Source organism: Curtobacterium sp. NPDC098951 (genome assembly GCF_044759965.1).
Lineage (GTDB): Bacteria > Actinomycetota > Actinomycetes > Actinomycetales > Microbacteriaceae > Curtobacterium.
Map to the genome: position 1 here is coordinate 1 of NZ_JBIWAG010000012.1, position 5,115 is coordinate 5,115.

A 5,115-nucleotide genomic window follows, 5' to 3' on the forward strand; every position below is an offset into this window, starting at 1 on the left:
TTTTTTACGGAGAGTTTGATCCTGGCTCAGGACGAACGCTGGCGGCGTGCTTAACACATGCAAGTCGAACGATGATGCCCAGCTTGCTGGGTGGATTAGTGGCGAACGGGTGAGTAACACGTGAGTAACCTGCCCCTGACTCTGGGATAAGCGTTGGAAACGACGTCTAATACTGGATATGACTGCCGGCCGCATGGTCTGGTGGTGGAAAGATTTTTTGGTTGGGGATGGACTCGCGGCCTATCAGCTTGTTGGTGAGGTAATGGCTCACCAAGGCGACGACGGGTAGCCGGCCTGAGAGGGTGACCGGCCACACTGGGACTGAGACACGGCCCAGACTCCTACGGGAGGCAGCAGTGGGGAATATTGCACAATGGGCGAAAGCCTGATGCAGCAACGCCGCGTGAGGGATGACGGCCTTCGGGTTGTAAACCTCTTTTAGTAGGGAAGAAGCGAAAGTGACGGTACCTGCAGAAAAAGCACCGGCTAACTACGTGCCAGCAGCCGCGGTAATACGTAGGGTGCAAGCGTTGTCCGGAATTATTGGGCGTAAAGAGCTCGTAGGCGGTTTGTCGCGTCTGCTGTGAAATCCCGAGGCTCAACCTCGGGCTTGCAGTGGGTACGGGCAGACTAGAGTGCGGTAGGGGAGATTGGAATTCCTGGTGTAGCGGTGGAATGCGCAGATATCAGGAGGAACACCGATGGCGAAGGCAGATCTCTGGGCCGTAACTGACGCTGAGGAGCGAAAGCGTGGGGAGCGAACAGGATTAGATACCCTGGTAGTCCACGCCGTAAACGTTGGGCGCTAGATGTAGGGACCTTTCCACGGTTTCTGTGTCGTAGCTAACGCATTAAGCGCCCCGCCTGGGGAGTACGGCCGCAAGGCTAAAACTCAAAGGAATTGACGGGGGCCCGCACAAGCGGCGGAGCATGCGGATTAATTCGATGCAACGCGAAGAACCTTACCAAGGCTTGACATACACCGGAAACGGCCAGAGATGGTCGCCCCCTTGTGGTCGGTGTACAGGTGGTGCATGGTTGTCGTCAGCTCGTGTCGTGAGATGTTGGGTTAAGTCCCGCAACGAGCGCAACCCTCGTTCTATGTTGCCAGCGCGTTATGGCGGGGACTCATAGGAGACTGCCGGGGTCAACTCGGAGGAAGGTGGGGATGACGTCAAATCATCATGCCCCTTATGTCTTGGGCTTCACGCATGCTACAATGGCCGGTACAAAGGGCTGCGATACCGTAAGGTGGAGCGAATCCCAAAAAGCCGGTCTCAGTTCGGATTGAGGTCTGCAACTCGACCTCATGAAGTCGGAGTCGCTAGTAATCGCAGATCAGCAACGCTGCGGTGAATACGTTCCCGGGCCTTGTACACACCGCCCGTCAAGTCATGAAAGTCGGTAACACCCGAAGCCGGTGGCCTAACCCTTGTGGAAGGAGCCGTCGAAGGTGGGATCGGTGATTAGGACTAAGTCGTAACAAGGTAGCCGTACCGGAAGGTGCGGCTGGATCACCTCCTTTCTAAGGAGCATCTGGCTCGTCGTGTCCTTCGGGGTGGGATGGGTCCAGGCGCCGGATCGAGACGAACGTTCTCGCCGGTAGCTCATGGGTGGAACATTGACAGTGCAGTCGTCAGCGTAGCTGTCGGCCTCAGTACGACCTGCTTGCGGGTCTGGAACGGGTTGGTGGTGAGCGCAGGAGGCTGGTGCACGTTGTTGGGTCCTGAGGGACCAGGCTTCCTGACCGTGATGGTTGGGGGTTGAGCCGTGACTGGGGCCTTCGGGTGCTGGTTGGGTTCTTCGGTGGGCCGCATGAAGCTGACACGGTTGTGTTGGGGGAGTGTGGTGCCGATCGTATGTTGAGAACTACACAGTGGACGCGAGCATCTTAGATCGCTCGAGACGATGGTCATCTTTCGGGGTGGCCTGGTGTCGAGTCGATCGCAATTTTAATCTTTGTGGTCAAGTTTCTAAGAGCAAACGGTGGATGCCTTGGCATCTGGAGCCGAAGAAGGACGTAGAAATCTGCGATAAGCCTCGGGGAGCTGATAATCGAGCTGTGAGCCGAGGATTTCCGAATGGGGAAACCCCGCCAGGCGACTTGTCGACCTGGTGACTCCCGCCTGAATATATAGGGCGGGTAGAGGGAACGTGGGGAAGTGAAACATCTCAGTACCCACAGGAAGAGAAAACAACATGTGATTCCGTGAGTAGTGGCGAGCGAAAGCGGATGAGGCTAAACCGATCATGTGTGATAGCCGGCGGGCGTTGCATGGTCGGGGTTGTGGGACACGTCACTCAGTTCTGCCGGACTGGGGCGGTTACAGCGCATCATAGTCGAACCGGTTTGAAAGCCGGGCCGTAGTGGGTGCCAGCCCCGTAGACGAAATGGTGTTATGGCCGGATGTGTATCCCAAGTAGCACGGGGCCCGAGAAATCCCGTGTGAATCTGTCAGGACCACCTGATAAGCCTAAATACTCCCAGATGACCGATAGCGGACAAGTACCGTGAGGGAAAGGTGAAAAGTACCCCGGGAGGGGAGTGAAATAGTACCTGAAACCGTTTGCTTACAAACCGTCGGAGCCTCCTTGTAGGGGTGACGGCGTGCCTTTTGAAGAATGAGCCTGCGAGTTAGTGATATGTGGCGAGGTTAACCCGTGTGGGGTAGCCGTAGCGAAAGCGAGTCTGAATAGGGCGATTGAGTCGCATGTCCTAGACCCGAAGCGAAGTGATCTATCCATGGCCAGGTTGAAGCGACGGTAAGACGTCGTGGAGGACCGAACCCACTTCAGTTGAAAATGGAGGGGATGAGCTGTGGATAGGGGTGAAAGGCCAATCAAACTTCGTGATAGCTGGTTCTCTCCGAAATGCATTTAGGTGCAGCGTTGCGTGTTTCTCGCCGGAGGTAGAGCTACTGGATGGCCGATGGGCCTCAACAGGTTACTGACGTCAGCCAAACTCCGAATGCCGGTGAGTGAGAGCGCAGCAGTGAGACGGTGGGGGATAAGCTTCATCGTCGAGAGGGAAACAACCCAGACTACCAACTAAGGCCCCTAAGCGTGTGCTAAGTGGGAAAGGATGTGGAGTTGCATAGACAACCAGGAGGTTGGCTTAGAAGCAGCCACCCTTGAAAGAGTGCGTAATAGCTCACTGGTCAAGTGATTCCGCGCCGACAATGTAACGGGGCTCAAGCACACCGCCGAAGTTGTAGATTTCGCACACTCGATAAGCCTTCGTGGTTCAGTCGTGCGGAGTGGTAGGAGAGCGTCGTGTGGCGAGTGAAGCGGCGGAGTGATCCAGCCGTGGACGCTACACGAGTGAGAATGCAGGCATGAGTAGCGAAAGACGGGTGAGAAACCCGTCCTCCGAAAGACCAAGGGTTCCAGGGCCAGGTTAATCCGCCCTGGGTAAGTCGGGACCTAAGGCGAGGCCGACAGGCGTAGTCGATGGACAACGGGTTGATATTCCCGTACCGGCGAACAACCGCCCAAGCTAATCCAGTGGTGCTAAGAGTCCTAACCCGGACCAGCGGATCCCTTCGGGGTGATGCGGGCCGGTCTAACGCTCGACCCCATGCTGGTGCGGCTAGCGTATGAACAGGTGTGACGCAGGAAGGTAGCTGAGCCAGGCGATGGTATCCGTAAGGTGAACCTGGTGTAAGGATGTAGGGCTGACGATAGGCAAATCCGTCGTCTGTATGCCTGAGATCCGACGCGTACCCGTAAGGGGAAATCAGTGATCCTATGCTGCCGAGAAAAGCATCGACGCGAGGTTGCAGCCGCCCGTACCCGAAACCGACTCAGGTGGTCAGGTAGAGAATACCAAGGAGATCGAGAGAATCGTGGTTAAGGAACTCGGCAAAATGCCCCCGTAACTTCGGGAGAAGGGGGGCCGGACACGTGACCGGACTTGCTCCGTGAGCGTTGAAGGCCGCAGAGACCAGTGGGAAGCGACTGTTTACTAAAAACACAGGTCCGTGCGAAGTCGCAAGACGATGTATACGGACTGACGCCTGCCCGGTGCTGGAAGGTTAAGAGGAAGGGTTAGCCTTTGGGCGAAGCTCTGAATTTAAGCCCCAGTAAACGGCGGTGGTAACTATAACCATCCTAAGGTAGCGAAATTCCTTGTCGGGTAAGTTCCGACCTGCACGAATGGCGTAACGACTTCCCAGCTGTCTCAACCGCGAACTCGGCGAAATTGCACTACGAGTAAAGATGCTCGTTACGCGCAGCAGGACGGAAAGACCCCGTGACCTTTACTACAGCTTGGTATTGGTGTTCGGTGTGGCTTGTGTAGGATAGGTGGGAGACTGTGAAGCGGGCACGCTAGTGTTCGTGGAGTCGTTGTTGAAATACCACTCTGGTCACTCTGGATGTCTAACGTAGGACCCTGATCGGGTTCATGGACAGTGCCTGGTGGGTAGTTTAACTGGGGCGGTTGCCTCCCAAAGAGTAACGGAGGCGCCCAAAGGTTCCCTCAACCTGGTTGGCAATCAGGTGGCGAGTGTAAGTGCACAAGGGAGCTTGACTGTGAGACTGACAGGTCGAGCAGGGACGAAAGTCGGGACTAGTGATCCGGCAGTGGCTTGTGGAAGCGCTGTCGCTCAACGGATAAAAGGTACCTCGGGGATAACAGGCTGATCTTGCCCAAGAGTCCATATCGACGGCATGGTTTGGCACCTCGATGTCGGCTCGTCGCATCCTGGGGCTGGAGTAGGTCCCAAGGGTTGGGCTGTTCGCCCATTAAAGCGGTACGCGAGCTGGGTTTAGAACGTCGTGAGACAGTTCGGTCCCTATCCGCTGCGCGCGTTGGAAATTTGAGAAGATCTATCCCTAGTACGAGAGGACCGGGATGGACGAACCTCTGGTGTGTCAGTTGTTCTGCCAAGGGCACCGCTGATTAGCTACGTTCGGACCGGATAACCGCTGAAAGCATCTAAGCGGGAAGCCGTCTTCGAGATGAGATTTCCATGCACCTTGAGTGTGAGAGGCTCCCAGCAGACTACTGGGTTGATAGGCCGGATGTGGAAGCGGGGACTAACGACCCGTGGAGCTGACCGGTACTAATAAGCCGAAGACTTGACAACACAATTATTTCCCACACCCTCACGG

2 rRNA genes are annotated in these 5,115 nt (G+C 56.1%); both read left to right on the forward strand.

The features are described from left to right. Nucleotides 1-3 precede the first annotated feature (3 nt). Nucleotides 4-1,525: ribosomal RNA gene (locus ACIQUC_RS17820) — 16S ribosomal RNA — on the forward strand. A 438-nt stretch (nucleotides 1,526-1,963) separates the two neighbouring features. Then, nucleotides 1,964-5,090, forward strand: a 23S ribosomal RNA gene (locus tag ACIQUC_RS17825). The 16S and 23S rRNA genes sit together here, the layout of an rRNA operon. The last annotated feature ends 25 nt before the right edge of the window (nucleotides 5,091-5,115 follow it).